Origin of the sequence: Neorhizobium sp. BT27B, assembly GCF_050455485.1 — a bacterium.
Classification (GTDB): Bacteria; Pseudomonadota; Alphaproteobacteria; order Rhizobiales; family Rhizobiaceae; genus Neorhizobium.
This window is the reverse complement of record NZ_JBCIYT010000016.1, coordinates 40,053-55,131: the sequence shown is the minus strand read 5'-3', so window position 1 is coordinate 55,131 and position 15,079 is coordinate 40,053. Positions and strand designations below refer to the sequence as shown.

Genomic DNA, 15,079 nt, shown 5'->3' with positions numbered 1-15,079 from the left:
CAGGAACGGGACGTTTCAGCCGAAACGATGGATTTCACAGTAACTTTTGCAGGGGCTAAATCTCTTTTGAGACGAATGGCTTGCCGTATTTAAGCTGGCATATTGCCACAATTGCCTTGTCAGGCCCGACAATCAGCAGCCGGTGCCGCCCGCGGCCCAGCGTAGGACGTCAGCTTTGATTCGTCCACCTGCCGGACCCTGCATGAGCGGCCCAAAAGCGTCGAGACGCGCAGGGCTGCCTTCTGCCTGCACGACCAGCAAAGGACGTGATTCGGGGCTGTGGCGTGGAACGGCGAGGATGCGCGGGCGACCGGAGAAGGAGTTCAGCTCCGGTGCGAGGCGATAGTCGCGGAAAGCCGGGTCGTTGGATTTGAACCAGCAGGTATTCGCTGCAACGGCAACACGTTCCATCGTCGGCAGGGCGGCACGCTGCGGCGATGATGCCGCAGGTTTCTTGTCCGACTGGCAGCCGGCGAGAAGTCCGAGAGTGGCAACAAGAATGCCGGAAGCGGCATATGTGCGAAGGCGCATGCTGGTACTCCCGGCAGGTTTCAAGATCAGGCTGCGATGACGTCGAGGGCGGACGCGAAAATGCCGCGACCGTCCTTGCCGCCATGGGCGTGCTCGATCAGGTTTTCCGGGTGTGGCATCATGCCGAGAACGTTGCCGCGGGCATTGATGATACCGGCGATATCGTTCAGCGAGCCGTTCGGGTTGGTGCCTTCGGCATATTTGAACACGACCTGGCCATTGCCTTCCAGCGATGCCAGAGTCTCTGCATCGGCGAAATAGTTGCCGTCGTGATGCGCGACCGGGCAGCGGATGACCTGACCCTGTTCATAGGTGCGGGTGAAGTCGGTATCGGCATTGACGATCTCGAGTTTCACTTCCTTGGAAACGAACAGAAGCGAGGAATTGCGCATCAACGCGCCGGGCAGAAGCTGCGCTTCAACGAGGATCTGAAAGCCATTGCAGACGCCCAGAACCTTGACACCCTTTTCCGCTTTCTCGCGGATCGCCTGCATGACCGGCATGCGAGCGGCAATGGCACCGCAGCGCAGATAGTCGCCATAGGAGAAACCGCCCGGAATGACGATCAGGTCGATGTCATTGGGGATTTCCGTTTCCGTCTGCCAGATGGTGACGGGCTCATGACCGGAAATCTTGGTGAGGGCGGCGATCATGTCGCGGTCGCGATTGAGACCGGGAAGCTGGACAACGGCGGACTTCATGGGTGTGGTTCAAACCTTGCCTGTGCCTCGGAGAGCTCGCGCAACTCGAGGCGGTTTTCAATACGGTCGAGGCGCAACTCATGCCGCGCCAAGGTCGTGTGGATACTTTGGATATCCTGATGAAGGGCCACCATTGCTCCCCTCATCGCATTCATCTCGGCTTTTAACTCGCGTTGGCCGAGTTTTACATCAGAAATGTCGGCCTGCATGCGCTTCATCAGTTCATACATCAACTCATTGGTGATGTCGGCCATGGCGTCCTCCGCAACCGTCAGTCGATTGCGATAGTATAGTTCTCGATCACCGTGTTTGCCAGAAGCTTGTCGCACATGGCCTTGAGGTCGGCTTCGGCCTTTGCCTTGTCGCCTTCTAGTTCCAGATCGAAAACCTTGCCCTGACGGACCTGGCCGACGCCGGAAAAGCCGAGACTGCCGAGCGCGCCTTCAATGGCCTTGCCCTGCGGATCGAGAACACCGTTCTTCAATGTGACGGTTACCCGTGCCTTGATCACTTGATCGCTCCTGATTGCTTACTGGACCAGAACCGGGCCGGTGCCGCGGATCGGTTCGTTTTCGTTGATGATGCCGAGGCGGCGGGCCACTTCGGAATAGGCTTCGACAAGACCGCCGAGATCCTGACGGAAACGGTCCTTGTCCATCTTTTCGCGGGTCTCGATATCCCACAGACGGCAGCTGTCCGGCGAGATTTCGTCCGCCAGGATGATGCGCATCATGTCGCCTTCGAACAGGCGGCCGCATTCGATCTTGAAATCGACGAGCTGAATGCCGACGCCGAGGAAAAGACCGGAAAGGAAATCATTGACGCGGATGGCGAGTGCCATCACGTCGTCCAGTTCGGCCGGGTTGGCCCAGCCGAATGCGGTGATGTGCTCTTCCGACACCATCGGGTCGTTGAGCTGGTCCGACTTGTAATAGAACTCGATGATCGAGCGCGGCAGAACCGTGCCTTCCTCGATGCCGAGGCGGGTGGCAAGCGAACCGGCGGCGACATTGCGCACGACGATCTCAAGCGGGATCATCTCGACTTCCTTGATCAACTGCTCGCGCATGTTGAGGCGGCGGATGAAATGCGTCGGAATGCCGATCTTGTTGAGATGCGTGAACAGGTATTCGGAAATACGGTTGTTCAACACACCCTTGCCGTCGATGACATCATGCTTCTTCTTGTTGAAGGCGGTGGCATCGTCCTTGAAGAACTGGATCAGCGTGCCTGGCTCGGGGCCTTCATACAGGATCTTGGCCTTGCCTTCGTAGATACGGCGGCGACGGTTCATTCGATTTGTCTCGTTGTTGGCGCGCTCGCGTGGGCGCGATGGAAACTATTGAAGCGGTCCCTTAACGGAAAAGTACGGCTTTCACAATGCGGGCCGGAAACTTCTCAACCGTGATGGTGCGCTCGTGCGACCTGCTGGATGCGGTTTGCCTCTCACCCCGCTGATGACGGTTTCGTCCGGCCATCATCCAGCAGTCATCTTGTGCGGCGCTTGCTTGGGCGCAATGAGAGCTAGAACCTTAATTGCGACGGTAATTCGACCTGCGGAAGCTTCACCATCCGAAAACGGCATGCCTGACGCAAATCAGGTCTCCGGCGCCTTCAGCTTGGCAAGGAACTGCGCGAACACCATCGTGCCTTCCGGCCAGGGGCCGTGACCCGACTCTGCGTTGATATGACCAGACTCGCCGGCATCGACCAGAGCCGAACCCCAGGCATTGGCGATCTCGTCAGCGTGCTCGTACGATCCGAACGGATCGTTGCGGCTGGCAATCGTCAGCGTGGGGAAAGGCAGTGGATCGCGCGGGTAGGGGCCGAAGGTCATCAGATGTTTCGGCCGGATCGCCGGGTTGGCGACATCAGGCGGCGCCACGAAGAAGGCGCCGGCGATCGGCTTTTCGAAATGCGGGATGGCATGGATTGCTGTGGCCACGCCCAGCGAATGGGCGACCAGCACGACAGGCTTTGTCGAGGCATTGACCTCTTCCACCAGCCGCGCGACCCAATCTTCCTTCACCGGCTTTGCCCATTCCGCCTGTTCGACACGGCGTGCGGAGGCAAGTTTCTGCTCCCAGCGGGTCTGCCAGTGGGTCGGGCCGGAATTGGTATAGCCGGGAACGATGAGGATTTCTGCGTCTGAAGCTTTCATGCCGCTTATCTGTGTTCGCTCGTCAGGGAGATCAACCCTCGGCGCACCGAGGGTTGATCGATCTTGGTGGTGAAATTACGCCTCGCCAAATACGCGACGGAAAATCGTGTCGACATGCTTGGTGTGGTAGCCGAGGTCGAACTTTTCGCGGATGTCGTTTTCCGAAAGCGCTGCGCGCACTTCCGCATCGGCCAGCAGCTCTTCCAAAAAGTCCTTGCCCTGTTCCCAGACCTTCATGGCGTTGCGCTGCACCAGACGGTAAGCGTCTTCACGCGAGGTGCCGGCCTGCGTCAGTGCCAGCAGCACGCGCTGCGAATGCACGAGGCCGCGGAACTTGTTCATGTTCTTCATCATGTTGTCGGGATAAACGACAAGCTTTTCGATGACGCCGGCCAGACGGTTCAGCGCGAAATCGAGGGTCACGGTCGTGTCAGGACCTATGGCGCGCTCGACGCTGGAATGGCTGATGTCACGCTCGTGCCAGAGGGCGACATTTTCCATGGCCGGGACGACCGACATGCGCACCAGACGGGCGAGGCCCGTTAGGTTTTCGGTCAGGACTGGGTTGCGCTTGTGCGGCATGGCCGACGAACCCTTCTGGCCCGGAGAGAAGAACTCTTCGGCTTCCAGAACTTCGGTGCGCTGCATGTGGCGGATTTCGATCGCGACATTTTCGATCGACGAGGCGATGACGCCGAGCGTTGCGAAGAACATCGCGTGACGGTCACGCGGGATGACCTGCGTCGAGACCGGCTCGGCGATGAGGCCCAGCTGCTCGCAGACATATTCTTCCACGCGCGGGTCGATATTGGCAAATGTGCCGACGGCACCGGAAATGGCACCGGTGGCGATTTCGGCGCGTGCTGCAACGAGGCGCGTGCGGTTGCGGTCCATCTCGGCGTAGAAACGGGCAAGCGTCAGGCCCATCGTCGTCGGCTCGGCATGGATGCCGTGGCTGCGGCCGATACGCACCGTGTCCTTGTGTTCGAAGGCGCGGGTCTTCAAAGCTGCCAGAACGCGGTCGACGCCGGCCAGCAGGATGTCGGTTGCGCGCACCAGCTGGATGTTCAGCGTGGTGTCGAGCACGTCGGACGAGGTCATGCCCTGATGGACGAAGCGGCTGTCGGGACCGATGAATTCGGCCAGATGCGTCAGGAAGGCGATGACGTCATGCTTGGTGACGGCTTCGATCTCGTCGATGCGATCGACGTTGAAGGTGGCGGCATTGCCCTTTTCCCAGATCGTTTCGGCGGCCGATTTCGGAATGACACCGAGTTCGGCCAGTGCCGTGCAGGCATGTGCCTCGATTTCGAACCAGATACGGAACTTCGTTTCCGGCGACCAGATGGCGACCATTTCGGGGCGCGAATAACGGGGGATCATGGGCGGAGCCTTCCTGACGTCTTGAGAGTTGGCGTCCCTGTAGCAAAGTGTTCCCGGAATCTCAACGCATGCGACGAAGCATGATCCATGTGCCGGCAAACAGGAACAAGGGCCCGAGCGGCAGATAGAGGCGCGTAGCCATCACGGCGAACTGGTAAAATGCCGAGGCCGAGGTGAATATGAACTGCAGGAACCAGATGCCGCTGAGTGTTTCCGCATGCCATTGGGCGTAAAAGGAGCGGTATTCCAGCGCGAACAGGCCAGCGGTGACAAAGACGGTCGCGGCGGCCAGACCGGCAAACGCCAGAACAGCCAGAACGCGCCGTCTTATGACGATGCGTTGGAAAAAATGGCCAACCAGGTCGGCCAGCCACCAACCCAATACGCCACCGGCGAAAAACACCAGCAGGATCGTCGGTAGATGAAAGCTTTCCACGCGTCCGCGCAGCAACAGGCCGGCGGTCGCGGTGATCATCATCGCCAAACCCCAAAGGAAGGCCGCTGCCGTCGAGCAGCCGATCGCCTTCATCCGGGGCAGGGCGGCGGGCATCAGGCCCGCGCGGTTTCGGCGTTGCGGCGCAGGATGTCGATCTCGGTGCGATAGGCGACCTTGTCGGCCTTGCCGAAGATCGCCGAACCGGCGACGAACACATTGGCGCCGGCCTTTGCGGCTGCACCGATCGTCTCAGCCGTGATGCCGCCATCGACCTGGATTTCGATCGGACGGTCACCGATCAGCGCCTTGGTGGCGGCTATCTTGTCGAGCATGGCCGGAATGAATTTCTGGCCGCCGAAACCGGGATTGACGCTCATGATCAGGATGAGGTCGATATCGTCCAGCACGTTTTCGAACACCGACAGCGGTGTTGCCGGATTGAGCGTGACGCCGACCTTCTTGCCGAGGCCGCGAATGGTCTGAAGAGAACGGTGCATGTGCGGGCCAGCCTCCGCATGCACGGTGATGCTGTCGCAGCCAGCCTTGGCGAAGGCTTCGAGATAGGGATCGACCGGCGCGATCATCAGATGGCAATCGAAGAAGGCCTTGGTATACGGGCGAAGCGCCTTGATGACATCCGGGCCGAAGGAGATGTTGGGGACAAAATGGCCGTCCATGATGTCGAGATGGATCCAGTCGGCGCCGGCTTCGACTACATCGCGGACTTCCTCACCCAGACGAGAGAAATCAGCGGCAAGAACGGAAGGGGCGATACGGATCGGCAGCGTCATGCGAAAAATCTCCGGCGGCGACTTGAATTTTGGTGGCCTTAGCAAAGTGACTGACCCGAGACAATGACCGCAAACCGTATCAATCGGTTCGCATGCGCGGGTCGAGAAAATTGTTGTCGCGCCATTCGAGCAGGCGCAGCGGATTGGCCTGCAATTCGTGGTCCGTACCAAAACCGACCGGGCCGATGACGGTTGCAAACGACTGACCGGACAGGTGGTCCGCAACGCTGCCGCTGGTCGCGGCCTGACGCACGATTTCAACCGCGGCATAGGCAGGCAGCGCATATCCGTCCGGTTCTGCACCACGTTCGCGGAATTCGCCGACGACGATCTTGGCTTCCGGCAAGGTCGTATAATCCGGCAGGGTGACCGCCAGAGTGCCGTCACGCAACGCAATGGGCCGATTGGCGGCTTTCAGCGCGTCGCCGCCGATCACCGTCAGGGAAATCTTGTCGGCCGCGGCGTCGCGGGCGATGGTAGCGGTGTCATTGTGATCGCCGCCGACAAAAACATGGGTGGCGCCGGCCTTGGCGAGACGGCGCACCAGCGCCAGTTGCTGCTCCTGACCGGGACGATAGGTGTCGGTGAAGACGGGTTTTATACCGCCCGCTTCCAGCTTCTGGCGGATGACGCTGGCAAGATCACGGCCATAGATCGTCCCGTCTTCGACAAGTGCGATCGGACGGTTCTGCCACTGGCCCAGCATCACTTCCGCAAGCTTTTCCGCTTCGTCGCCATCCGCCGGCGCCATTCGGAAGAACGGCCATTGGTAACGCTGCGCATCCTCCATCAGGATTTTCGAGCGCACCGACAAGGTGATGGCGGCGATGCCGGCATCCTTCAGATCCGGCAGGGATTCAGACAGGGTCTCGACGCAGAGAAAACCGATGGCGGCCACGGCCTTTTCTGCGCGCAACCGCTCGGCGATGACTTTTCCAGCACCCTGATCGCAGGTCTCATTGATTTCCACCAGTCGATCACCGGCCTTGGCTGCTGCGGCGCGGGCGCCTTCCAGCACCTGTGTACCAAGGCCTGCATAGGGACCGCTCTGCGGCGCGACGACACCGATGGTGGCCGCAATGGTCGGGCCAGCGCTCGCCAGCAACAGGCCGGCAACGGCAAATATCGGGGCTTTTAACGTCACGATCATGGTGTTCAACTGTTTCACTCTGCCGGTTCGTGCAATCTGGATCTGTCAACCGGTTGCGTCAAAGGTATTCGCCTATAACACGAAGATGTTTGCCATGGACAATGGCAGCGATGAAATCCTATCGATAGGCGGGTTGATTGGAGTTCCGCATGGATATCGTTGCAATCGAGGAATTGTTCGAAGGGCTCGGGCCTGTCACCGTCAAGCGAATGTTCGGCGGCAAGGGCATCTATCACCACGGACTGATCTTTGCGCTGGAACTGCGCGATACGCTGATGTTGAAGGCCGATGCCGTCAGCGGGCCGCAATTTGCAGCGGCGGGTGCCGAGCAGTGGAGTTACGAGGGCAAGAAGGGCAAGCCGGTGCTGATGCCCTATTGGACGGTGCCGGATGAAGCGCTGGATGATCCCGACGAGATGACGAAATGGGCGCGGCTGGCTTATGAGGCGGCCATCAGGGCGCAGGCGCAATAGGAACGTTTTCGGATATGGTCGATGTGAAAGTGAAATCGCGGCCGGTGGGGGCGCTGGCCAAGGTCGGGCGACATGGGCATCCGCGTCTGACGAGCGAGACGGGTGGCGAACTGGATGTCATCACCAGCGCTTCGATGCCGGGCTTCAACCCTTTGGACCTGCTCTATTCGTCGCTTGCCGCCTGTCTCGTTCTGAGCGCACGGATCGCTGCGAGCCGGCTTGGCATTCTCGACAAGCTGGATGAGGTTGCCGTGCACGTGACCGGGCAGAAGAGCCCTGGAGAGCCGGCGCGGGTCGAAAATTTTGATGTGAAATTCGAGCTGTCGGGGGATTTCGACGCGCAACAACGCGCCGAAATCATTCACATGGCGGAAGAAATCTGCACCGTCAGCAACACGCTGCTGGCAAAGCCGACGATCCGCATCATTTGACGCTCATTCGTCGTCATCCGGGATGTGGCTGTCGACGCCGCCAGCGGTGATGCGGCTGACGACGCGGCCGACGCCGGGCACACGCTGCACGGTGGCAACGATACGGCGGATGAGGGCGTCGTCATCGACCATGCCTTCCAGCACGACGGTCGTGTCATCGACATGGAGATCGATCATCTCCATCTGCAGGTCTTCGAGATTTTCGAGCGCATCGCTGATGCGTTCCTCCAGATCGTCGTCATTCTCGCGGCCGACAGTTTCCGGCAGGCCGCGGTCGCGCAGCCGGTTTTCCTGACCGTCGGCCTCGATGCCATCGACGCGAAAACCGCCATTGCGCTCGCGGTCGAAATTGCCGGATGCGCCATAGGCGGCATTGTCCACCTGTTTCGATGTCGCGCCCGGCTTGTCGGCATAGGGCCAGCCCTCATCGATATCGCGCGCCTCGTAGTCGCGAAAATCCTCTTCGCGCGACAGGTCGTTTTCGCTTTTCTTCAATGCCATGACAGCCTCCTGATTTTGGTCTCGGGAGGCATAACGTGCAGGTCGGCGGATTGTTCGACGTCGCGATTAATCGCGTGACGCTTTTTCCCATTTCTTGATCAGCCGCTCGCGTTTCAGGCGTGACAGGCGCCTGAGCCAGAAGATGCCATCGAGCTGGTCGATCTCGTGCTGGATGCAGATGGCGAGAAAACCTTCGGCATCTTCTTCGTGGGCGACGCCATCGAGATCCTGGTAGCGAAAACGGATCTGTTTCGGGCGTTCCACTTCATCGGTAAAGCCCGGCATGGAAACGCTGCCTTCCATATGCCGCATCACCTCTTCCGACGACGCCAGCACCTCCGGATTGGCATAGATGCGCACGCCATCCTGCGGCGAAAGCTCGATCACGGTGAGCCGCAAAAGCGTGCCGACATGGGCGGCGGTGATGCCGACACCGGGGGCGGCGCGCATGGTTTCCAAGAGGTCGTCGGCGAGGGTACGAAGGTCATCGTCGAAGCGCGTGACGGGCAGGCAGGGCTGGCTCAGCAACGGATCGGGATAGGACAGGATTTTCAGGCGTGTCACGCGGCACCTTGGCGAGAAACTATCGGTTTTTGGCTTGGCCAAAACGAGGCTGGACCCCGCTTTGGAATTGTTCTAGCAGATATCGGCGTGCGGCGGGAACCAAACCCGGCTGTTTGCGCTATCCAGTTGTTGAAAATCGGTTTTCTGCTGCAGATTCGTTCGAAAAGGCGAATGGCGGCGGGATTCTTCTTATGTGAGGGCGGCCTTATGACGAATATCGAAGACGATCGCCTTCGCCCGACCGCCGAAGAGTTTTCCGACGACATCTATTCCGAAGACGGTTCCATTCGCTCCGATGTGCTGGCCATGGTCGGCGCGGCGATCGCGGACCGCGATGTGCTGTTCCTGCGCCAGAACGTGGCGCGGCTGCACGAATCCGAACTCGGCGACCTTCTCGAAGCCATCCAGCCGGATCAGCGCATGGCGCTGGTGCGCCTTCTCGGCGACGATTTCGACCTGACCGCACTGACCGAGGTGGACGAGGCGATCCGCCTCGAAATCGTCGACCAGATGCCGAATGCGCAGATTGCCGCCGCCATCGGCGATCTCGATTCGGACGATGCCGTCTACATTCTCGAAGACCTTGACAAGGAAGACCGCGAGGAAATTCTTGCACAGTTGCCGTTTACCGAGCGGGTGCGCCTCAGCCGCGCGCTGGATTACCCGGAAAGCTCGGCCGGTCGCCGTATGCAGACCGAATTCGTGGCGGTGCCGCCGTTCTGGACGATCGGCCAGACCATCGACTACATGCGCGACGAAGAGGATCTGCCGGAAAGTTTTACGCAGATCTTTGTCATCGATCCGACCTTCAAGCTGCTGGGCATCATCGATCTCGACCGCATCCTGCGCACCAAGCGTCAGGTGAAGATCGAAACGATCATGCGCGAGACCAATTACCCGATCCCGGCCGACATGGACCAGGAAGAGGCGGCACAGCTGTTCGAGCAATATGACCTTCTCTCCGCCGCCGTCGTGGACGACAACGGCCGTCTGGTCGGCGTGCTGACCATCGACGATATCGTCGACGTCATGCAGGAAGAGGCCGAAGAGGACATCATGCGCCTCGGCGGTGTCGGCGATGAAGAACTGTCTGACTCGGTTGCCGATACCTCGCGGTCACGCGTGCCGTGGTTGCTGGTGAACCTTGTAACGGCTTTCATGGCAGCCTCCGTCATCGGCCTTTTCGATGCCACCATCCAGCAGATCGTCGCACTCGCGGTGCTGATGCCGATCGTTGCCGGCATGGGCGGCAATGCCGCTTCTCAGACGATGACGGTGACGGTGCGGGCGCTTGCCACCCGCGATCTCGACATTCACAATTCCTGGCGCATCATCCGCCGTGAAGCGGGTGTGGGCCTGCTCAACGGTGTATTGTTCGGCGTGCTGATCGGCATCGTCGCCGGCGCCTGGTTTCAGGATCCCAATATCGGCGGTATCATTGCCACGGCCATGCTGATCAACATGATGGCGGCAGCGCTGGCGGGCATCATGGTGCCGCTTCTTCTCGACAAATACGGTGCCGACCCGGCGGTGGCCTCTGCGGTGTTCGTGACGACCATCACCGATATCACCGGCTTCTTCGCATTTCTCGGCCTCGCGACATGGTGGTTTGCCATCGGCTGAGGGCGAAAATTGACTTGTACGTAAAGGTCAATTAGTTTTAGCCCTCTGAAAAGGGCAAGCACGTGCACAAGTATTATAGCATAACGGAACTCACCCGCGAATTCGGCGTTTCGACGCGCACCCTCCGCTTCTACGAGGACGAGGGCCTGATCCATCCCGAGCGCCGGGGCCGCACACGCCTGTTCCGCGCCGCCGATCGCCGCCTCATTCAGGAAATTTTGCGTGGCCGCCGTATCGGCTTCACCATCGCCGAAATCCGCGAGATCGTGCAGGTCTACAAGGAGCCGCCGGGCGAGATGGGTCAGCTGAAACTGCTGATGAAGCGGCTCGACGAAAAACGCGACGATCTGCGCCAGAAGCGCAAGGATATCGAAGAGACGCTGGTCGAACTCGACAATGTCGAGGAAGCCTGCCTGACACGTCTCGCCGAAATCGGCGTTGGCACCTGATCTTTCGAAGCCCGGTCAGCGGGCGATCATCGAACATTCCTGCGCCAGCGATTGCACGCGCTCGTCCGTCTGCGGGTTGATCTGGCCCGTGTTCATCGGCACCAGCAGCGACTGCTGCTGAAGGCGCTCACCCGTACACGCGCAGAACCTCTGGCACATGCCGATATCCTCGCCCTGAGCAGAACAGCCGCTCTCGCAGCTGCGCGTGTAGCTCGTCATCGGGTCTGGCGCCGGTGCCGGATGGATCAGCGAAAACAGATAGACGAGGCCGATCAGCACCGGCTGATGGATCAGGTAGAAGGCAAGGCTGTGCTGCCCGGCCCGCCCGAGAACGTTCGGCTTGGTCTGGACCTTGGCCAAGTGCGTCAACCAGCCGCGGGTAACCGCCAGCTTGCCGATGGCAATGCCGAGAAGCGGCGCTGCGAGCCAGGGGAACAGCGGCACGAAATCGTTGGAGCGCGGTGGCGTGGCGGCAAAACCAGTCCAGTTGAGAATACGCGGATTGAAGAACTCGCTGCTGAAAATGCCCGGAGAGACATAGCCGTTGATGTAACCCGCCGCTGCAATGGCGATGGCGATCAAGGCCGTGACGACGGCCGGCAGGCGCAGGAAGGCGAGACCAATCAGGCCCGACAGCGCAATATTGTGCAGGATGCCAAAATGGATCCATTCATCCGGCAGGGCGAACAGCGTGCCGAGACTGATGACGAGGGCAGCCCCCGCCACCATGCCGAATCGTTTTGCAAAGGATTGCCAGCGAATGGCCGAAAGATGCGCCAGAACGAGGCTGAAACCGGCCAGAAACAGGAAGGAACTGGCGATGCAGCGGGCATAAAGTTTCCACGCGCCCTGCGTTGCCGTTTCCGGATCGATATAACCGAAAAAGCCGAGGTCCCAGGTGAAATGGTAGGAGGCCATGGCGATCAGTGCCAGACCGCGTAGGGTGTCGATCAGAAGGATGCGCGGCCTTTTGGGCGCGCCCGAAATCGTCTCTGCAATTGCCACGAAAACTCTTTCCGGCTGGATATGTCGTTCAGGGCCGTTCGTCTTCCATCACCGCTAGACGCGCCTCCGAAAAATACTGGCGGCGTGTCAGGGCGACGATGACGACGATCGTCATTGCCATGAACATATAGGGCCCGGCGAACCAACCGAGATAGCCGATCGACAGAAAAAATGCGCGAAGCCCCGAATTGAAGTGGCTGGCGGCAATCGTGTTCATGCGGATCACCTGATCGGCAGCGCGTTCGGCGGCTTCGCGGTTGCCGTTGGTCTCGTGCATCATCGGCAGCGCGCCGAACAGGATCGTGCAGTAGTTGAACAACCGGTAGGACCAGCCGAACTTGAAGAAGGCATAACCGAAGATGACGGTGAGGCCGGCGACCTTCAGTTCGAACGAGGTGCGTCCGCCATAGGATGCGATGGCGAGGTCCCGGAAGACGGCTTCGACCTGATCGGTGGCGCCCAGAAGCGCGAAACAGCCGCCGATGGCCAGAATCGATGTCGATGCGAAAAACGCGGTACCGTTCTGTAGTCCGGCAAGGATCTGCGTATCGATCATCTTCAGGTCGCGGGTCAGCGAATTGTAGATCCAGTTCCTGCGACGTGCCGCCATCACCCGGTTGAGGCTCTGGCGCGGCAGGTATTTGCCGCCGGAGCCGGCGGAGAACCAGCTGTAGAGCGCCCACAGGACGAGAAACAGGACAAGAGCGATATAGTCGGCATTCGACATGGGCGGAACCAGAACTGGAAAGGACCGAATTTCAACGAATTCTTCTGTAATGCTTCAGTTCGCCATGCCCGGCAAGCGGCAAGCATGATCACGATCATCCTATCCACATTGCGCGGGCGTAATTTTGTTCCTATGTCGCTGCGACAAAACCCGATGTCGGGCGATCGCCGTGACGTGTCTTTCGTCAAGCGTAGCCTGACCTCATCATTCTCGCGATATGGATAGCCATGTTTCTCTCCGTCTTCGACGTCTTCAAGATCGGCATCGGCCCTTCGAGTTCCCACACGATGGGACCGATGTCGGCCGCCAACCGCTTTCTCGACCTGATCCTGTCGGATGACTGGCCAAGGCCCGCAGGCGCGCATGTGGCGGCCCTGAAGGTCAGCCTGCACGGATCGCTCGCCTTTACCGGCATCGGCCATGGCACGGGCAGGGCAGTTGTGCTCGGCCTGATGGGCGAGGCGCCGCAGAGCGTCGATCCAGACAAGATGGATGCGATCATCGCCAAGGTGGAGCGTACCGGCCGTGTCACACCGCCCGGCCATCCGGCTTATGATTTTCAGCCGAAGACGGACCTGATCTACGACAAGAAGGTGCCGCTGCCAGGCCACGCCAACGGCATGGCTTTCGAGGCGCTCGACAAGGATGGTCGTCTGCTTCTGAAGCGCATCTATTATTCGATCGGCGGCGGTTTCGTGGTGACCGATACCGAGCTGGAAGCCATGCGCGGCCACAAGAAGGTCAGTTCCGACCGTGTGCCCTATCCCTTCGCCTCGGCCAGGGAGATGCTGGAGATGGCACGTGGCGCGGGCCTCAGCATCGCCGCCATGAAACGTGCCAATGAAGAAACCAAGATGAGCCGCACCGAGCTCGACGAAGGGCTCGACCGTATCTGGGATGCGATGAGCCGCTGTATCGATCGCGGCCTGCAGGTGGACGGCATCATGCCCGGCGGCCTGAAGGTCAAGCGCCGCGCCCGCGCCATCCACGAGAAGCTGGAGGCCGAATGGCGCTCCAACCGGCTGAACCCGCTGCTCGCCAATGACTGGCTGTCGGTCTACGCCATGGCCGTGAACGAGGAAAATGCCGGCGGTGGCCGCGTCGTTACCGCCCCGACCAACGGCGCTGCCGGCGTCATTCCGGCGACGGTGCGTTATTTCCTGCATTTCCACGAGGATGCGACGCGCGAGGATGTTCATACCTTCCTGCTGACGGCAGCGGCTGTCGGTGGCATCATCAAGCACAATGCCTCGATTTCCGGCGCCGAGGTCGGCTGTCAGGGCGAGGTGGGGTCGGCGGCCGCGATGGCGGCGGCGGGCCTTGCCGCGGTGATGGATGGCTCGCCCGAGCAGATCGAGAATGCCGCCGAAATCGCGCTGGAACACCATCTCGGCATGACCTGCGATCCGATCGCCGGTCTCGTGCAGGTGCCGTGCATCGAGCGCAACGCGCTGGGAGCGGTCAAGGCGGTCACTGCTGCATCGCTGGCGATCAAGGGTGACGGCACGCATTTCGTGCCGCTCGATGCCTGTATCGAAACCATGCGCCAGACCGGCAACGACATGAGCGAAAAATACAAGGAAACCTCGACCGGCGGCCTCGCCGTCAACGTCGTGGAATGTTGATCGCCAATAGCGGGCCTGTGGATGCAGGCCAGCCATGCCGCGCCCTTGGCTTGACGTGGCGCACTTATGGGTCTTGAAGCAGGGCATGGCACTCAATCTCGTCAAACTCTGCGTCGGCGCCGATTCCATTCAGGATCTGAGGGATTGGGTAGCCGAGCGCGCCTTGAGCGCAATCGCTGCCGGCCTTGAGCCGCATTCGGTGCATACCACCCGCATGGTTCCCAAGCGCGTCGATGAACTGCTGGCCGAAGGATCGCTCTATTGGGTGATCAAGGGGCAGGTTATGGCGCGCCAGAAACTGCTCGGCATCGAGACATTTACCGGCGGTGATGGCATCGGTCGCTGTCATCTCGTTCTTGGGCCGGAAGTGATCGAAACCTTGCCGCAGCCACGGCGCCCGTTCCAGGGCTGGCGTTATCTGACGCCGGAAGATGCGCCGGCCGATCTCGGCAGCCTTGGCGAAGATGTTATGGCGCTGCCGGAAGATCTGCGGCGGGAACTCGCCGAACTCGGCCTTCTCTGAAACGA

20 protein-coding genes are annotated in these 15,079 nt (G+C 60.3%); 6 read left to right on the top strand and 14 right to left on the bottom strand.

Annotation, left to right across the window (positions count from 1 at the left end):
* Positions 1–132 precede the first annotated feature (132 nt).
* From AAIH70_RS27940 to AAIH70_RS27895, 10 genes are all read right to left on the bottom strand, one after another.
* The gene (locus AAIH70_RS27940; RefSeq protein ID WP_132273609.1) at positions 133–531 is read right to left on the bottom strand and encodes a hypothetical protein; all 399 of its coding nucleotides are present in this window, start codon (positions 529–531) and stop codon (positions 133–135) included.
* A 26-nt stretch (positions 532–557) separates the two neighbouring features.
* Positions 558–1,232 (bottom strand): phosphoribosylformylglycinamidine synthase subunit PurQ, encoded by a 675-nt coding sequence (purQ, locus tag AAIH70_RS27935; protein ID WP_132273610.1) that lies wholly within the window; start codon positions 1,230–1,232, stop codon positions 558–560.
* Entirely contained in the window at positions 1,229–1,486 is a 258-nt protein-coding gene (locus tag AAIH70_RS27930) for a hypothetical protein (protein ID WP_132273611.1), read from the bottom strand. Before AAIH70_RS27930 ends, purQ begins: the two co-directional genes overlap by 4 nt.
* Positions 1,487–1,503: 17 nt before the next feature.
* The gene (gene purS, locus AAIH70_RS27925; protein WP_112733336.1) at positions 1,504–1,743 is read right to left on the bottom strand and encodes a phosphoribosylformylglycinamidine synthase subunit PurS; all 240 of its coding nucleotides are present in this window, start codon (positions 1,741–1,743) and stop codon (positions 1,504–1,506) included.
* Positions 1,744–1,761: 18 nt separating this feature from the next.
* Entirely contained in the window at positions 1,762–2,526 is a 765-nt protein-coding gene (gene purC / locus AAIH70_RS27920; RefSeq protein ID WP_112733334.1) for a phosphoribosylaminoimidazolesuccinocarboxamide synthase, read from the bottom strand.
* Between the two features lie 303 nt (positions 2,527–2,829).
* Complete coding sequence (locus AAIH70_RS27915) at positions 2,830–3,393, bottom strand: RBBP9/YdeN family alpha/beta hydrolase (RefSeq protein WP_430037179.1); 564 nt, start codon at positions 3,391–3,393, stop codon at positions 2,830–2,832.
* Positions 3,394–3,468: 75 nt separating this feature from the next.
* Entirely contained in the window at positions 3,469–4,776 is a 1,308-nt protein-coding gene (gene purB / locus AAIH70_RS27910) for an adenylosuccinate lyase (RefSeq protein WP_430037176.1), read from the bottom strand.
* A 61-nt stretch (positions 4,777–4,837) separates the two neighbouring features.
* Positions 4,838–5,326 (bottom strand): hypothetical protein, encoded by a 489-nt coding sequence (locus AAIH70_RS27905; protein ID WP_132273614.1) that lies wholly within the window; start codon positions 5,324–5,326, stop codon positions 4,838–4,840.
* Entirely contained in the window at positions 5,326–6,003 is a 678-nt protein-coding gene (gene rpe / locus AAIH70_RS27900; protein WP_132273615.1) for a ribulose-phosphate 3-epimerase, read from the bottom strand. The genes AAIH70_RS27905 and rpe overlap by 1 nt, the downstream gene beginning before the upstream one ends.
* Positions 6,004–6,082: 79 nt before the next feature.
* Complete coding sequence (locus tag AAIH70_RS27895; protein ID WP_430037236.1) at positions 6,083–7,150, bottom strand: branched-chain amino acid ABC transporter substrate-binding protein; 1,068 nt, start codon at positions 7,148–7,150, stop codon at positions 6,083–6,085.
* Between the two features lie 152 nt (positions 7,151–7,302).
* On the opposite strand from AAIH70_RS27895, the gene AAIH70_RS27890 reads away from it, so the two are divergent.
* Together AAIH70_RS27890 and AAIH70_RS27885 are read left to right on the top strand one after the other, a co-directional pair.
* Positions 7,303–7,626, top strand: coding sequence for a TfoX/Sxy family protein (locus tag AAIH70_RS27890; RefSeq protein WP_132273616.1), 324 nt, complete (start codon positions 7,303–7,305; stop codon positions 7,624–7,626).
* A 14-nt stretch (positions 7,627–7,640) separates the two neighbouring features.
* Positions 7,641–8,057, top strand: a complete 417-nt coding sequence (locus AAIH70_RS27885) for an OsmC family protein (protein WP_132273617.1) — start codon at positions 7,641–7,643, stop codon at positions 8,055–8,057.
* A 3-nt stretch (positions 8,058–8,060) separates the two neighbouring features.
* On the opposite strand, the gene AAIH70_RS27880 is transcribed toward AAIH70_RS27885, so the two are convergent.
* Positions 8,061–8,558 carry a BON domain-containing protein gene (locus tag AAIH70_RS27880; protein WP_132273618.1) on the bottom strand — a complete coding sequence of 166 codons (498 nt, stop codon included), beginning with the start codon at positions 8,556–8,558 and terminating at the stop codon, positions 8,061–8,063.
* A gap of 66 nt (positions 8,559–8,624) precedes the next feature.
* A complete protein-coding gene (locus tag AAIH70_RS27875; protein WP_132273619.1) occupies positions 8,625–9,122 on the bottom strand; it encodes a peptide deformylase in 498 nt (165 codons plus the stop codon).
* A gap of 207 nt (positions 9,123–9,329) precedes the next feature.
* Here AAIH70_RS27875 and mgtE point away from each other — a divergent pair, with 207 nt between their 5' ends.
* Positions 9,330–10,745 (top strand): magnesium transporter, encoded by a 1,416-nt coding sequence (gene mgtE / locus AAIH70_RS27870; RefSeq protein WP_132273620.1) that lies wholly within the window; start codon positions 9,330–9,332, stop codon positions 10,743–10,745.
* A gap of 62 nt (positions 10,746–10,807) precedes the next feature.
* Entirely contained in the window at positions 10,808–11,194 is a 387-nt protein-coding gene (locus tag AAIH70_RS27865; RefSeq protein WP_132273621.1) for a MerR family transcriptional regulator, read from the top strand.
* A gap of 15 nt (positions 11,195–11,209) precedes the next feature.
* Here the strand turns inward: AAIH70_RS27865 and AAIH70_RS27860 are convergent, their stop codons facing one another.
* Together AAIH70_RS27860 and AAIH70_RS27855 are read right to left on the bottom strand one after the other, a co-directional pair.
* On the bottom strand, positions 11,210–12,199 hold the full coding sequence (locus AAIH70_RS27860) for a heparan-alpha-glucosaminide N-acetyltransferase (protein WP_132273622.1): 990 nt from the start codon (positions 12,197–12,199) through the stop codon (positions 11,210–11,212).
* A gap of 28 nt (positions 12,200–12,227) precedes the next feature.
* The gene (locus AAIH70_RS27855) at positions 12,228–12,926 is read right to left on the bottom strand and encodes a DUF599 domain-containing protein (RefSeq protein WP_132273623.1); all 699 of its coding nucleotides are present in this window, start codon (positions 12,924–12,926) and stop codon (positions 12,228–12,230) included.
* 227 nt (positions 12,927–13,153) lie between these two features.
* On the opposite strand from AAIH70_RS27855, the gene AAIH70_RS27850 reads away from it, so the two are divergent.
* A complete protein-coding gene (locus AAIH70_RS27850; RefSeq protein WP_430037168.1) occupies positions 13,154–14,551 on the top strand; it encodes an L-serine ammonia-lyase in 1,398 nt (465 codons plus the stop codon).
* Between the two features lie 85 nt (positions 14,552–14,636).
* The gene (locus tag AAIH70_RS27845; protein WP_132273625.1) at positions 14,637–15,074 is read left to right on the top strand and encodes a DUF1489 family protein; all 438 of its coding nucleotides are present in this window, start codon (positions 14,637–14,639) and stop codon (positions 15,072–15,074) included.
* Positions 15,075–15,079: the final 5 nt, after the last annotated feature.